The sequence below is a fragment of the Mesorhizobium sp. M7A.F.Ca.US.014.04.1.1 genome, assembly GCF_003998745.1.
Taxonomy (GTDB): Bacteria; Pseudomonadota; Alphaproteobacteria; order Rhizobiales; family Rhizobiaceae; genus Mesorhizobium; species Mesorhizobium ciceri.
Genome location: NZ_RZRW01001084.1, coordinates 1 through 1,114, shown reverse-complemented (window position 1 = coordinate 1,114; position 1,114 = coordinate 1). Strand labels below are relative to the sequence as shown.

Annotated in this window: 2 protein-coding genes; one reads left to right on the top strand and one right to left on the bottom strand. The window is 57.2% G+C overall.

Annotated elements, in window-relative coordinates; genetic code table 11:
* Nucleotides 1–374, bottom strand: a 374-nt coding sequence (locus EOA22_RS34665; protein ID WP_127390668.1) for a low affinity iron permease family protein, incomplete at its 3' end; no start/stop codon positions are given.
* Nucleotides 375–848: 474 nt separating this feature from the next.
* On the opposite strand from EOA22_RS34665, the gene EOA22_RS34655 reads away from it, so the two are divergent.
* Nucleotides 849–1,114: DUF1236 domain-containing protein (locus tag EOA22_RS34655; RefSeq protein WP_127390667.1), on the top strand; the 266-nt coding region annotated here is incomplete at its 3' end.

The window sequence follows — 1,114 nt, the reverse complement described above, 5'->3', positions numbered from 1 at the left end:
GATCTCTCTCCTGTTGCTTTCGAAAGTTCGCGCCTGGCAGCCCCGACTGTTCGGGACGCTTCTTCTTCGAGTTTTCCAAGCTTCTCCCTGATCTCGTCCGGCTCGGCATGCTCCAATCCGACAACGTCGTTCCTGGTTTCGTTCAGTGAAACGATGATCTCGTCGAGTTTTGCGTGAATGGCGGCGGTATCGCGATAGCCTTGTAAAAGGACAACACCGGTGATCACGATGGCGGCAACCGACAGGGCATAGGTGACCGCATTTGTCAGTCCAAAAGGCACCAGGGCGGTGCACAAAACCATTGCCACGAGCATGACATAGAAGCCTGGCGGCCGAGATAGGAAGTCGGAGGCTGCGAAAAGGAACCGATTCATATGCTGGCCAAGGTCATCAAGGCGACCAGTGCGGTAATCGCCACACAAACAGGCACCGCCGCCAGCAGGCCTGCCTCTAAGATCCGACTCTCCTTGTCGCGCAACATCAGGTCACCTACTGCAGGTTAAAGATACGGGTTCGGCGTCGGAAGGGACGTTTGCCCGCCGATCCACCACATGCCAGCCAAGAACGAGTGCCATCACGAGAAAGGGAACAGCCGCGAATAACCAGCGTGCTTGGTCCACACTTTATACATCTGCATTCTTCCAAATTCGAGAGACAACAGCCGCGGAAGCCAAGCGTTCCAGCCGCTGCCGCTGACAGGACCAATGCGGTTTCCAGAACCAGACTTAGGTCCCAAGGGGACTAGACCTAAGTACCTAGGGCGGAACGTTTAGGGCGGCTCCATGTTCAACTTGCCGGGCGGCGCGGGACGATGATCGTGTTGCGCCCGTCCCTACAGGAGTGCAGATATGAACATGCTTCTAAAGAACACCGCAGCAGCGATGTTGCTATTGGCTGGGATCGGCTCAGCCGCCGCGGACGACATCATCATCCAGCCGGAACAGGACACCGTCATCCGCGAATATGTGAAGAAGCAGCCCCTGGCGTCGGTCAAGCTCCCCGGCGTGGAACTGAATGTCGGGACAGCCCTGCCGGAAACGGTTGAGATCCATGAGGTCCCCAACGTCAAATATCGCTACGTTGTGGTCGACAACCGCACGGTGCTGGTGGACCC